This is a genomic window from Fibrella rubiginis, from assembly GCF_017353185.1.
GTDB lineage: Bacteria > Bacteroidota > Bacteroidia > Cytophagales > Spirosomataceae > Fibrella > Fibrella rubiginis.
On sequence record NZ_JAFMYV010000040.1, the window covers coordinates 1 to 599 of the forward strand.

Genomic DNA, 599 nt, shown 5'->3' on the forward strand with positions numbered 1-599 from the left:
GCCTCCGGCACGGTGACCGTCAACCCGGCTGTGACCGCTACGGTGGCCAGCCAGACCATTTGCAACGGCACCTCGGCCACCCTGACAGCTAACGCATCAGGCGGCAGTGGCTTCAGCTACAACTGGGCACCAACGGGCACGGGCAACACTCAGAGCGTGGTCGTCTCCCCCACCACCACCACGACCTACAGCGTGACGGTCACTAACAGCAACGGTTGTTCGGCCCTCACCTCAGCTACGGTGACGGTCAGTCCGTCGGTCACCGCCACGCTGTCGTCGGCCACCATCTGTAACGGTACCTCCGCTACGCTCACCGCCACTGGAGGCGTCAGTTACCGCTTTGGTGAAGGCAACAGCAATACCACCGGAAGGCTGGTCGTATCGCCTACAACCGTAGGTGCTAATCCCTATTCGGTAACGGTAACCTCTGCTGAAGGGTGTACGGCAGTTGCTACGGGCAATGTCAGGGTAAATGCCGTACCGCAACCTACGATATCGGGCAGCACAACAGTTTGTTCGGGGCAACCTATCTCTCTGACGGCCTCCCCCACTACGGGCCTTACCTACGCCTGGAGCGGGCCGGGTGGCAACCTGGGCAA

Annotated in this window: 1 protein-coding gene; it reads left to right on the plus strand. The window is 61.4% G+C overall.

The features are described 5' to 3' along the window. On the plus strand, positions 1-599 hold a 599-nt coding region (locus J2I47_RS26375; protein WP_445451878.1), incomplete at both ends, for an Ig-like domain-containing protein.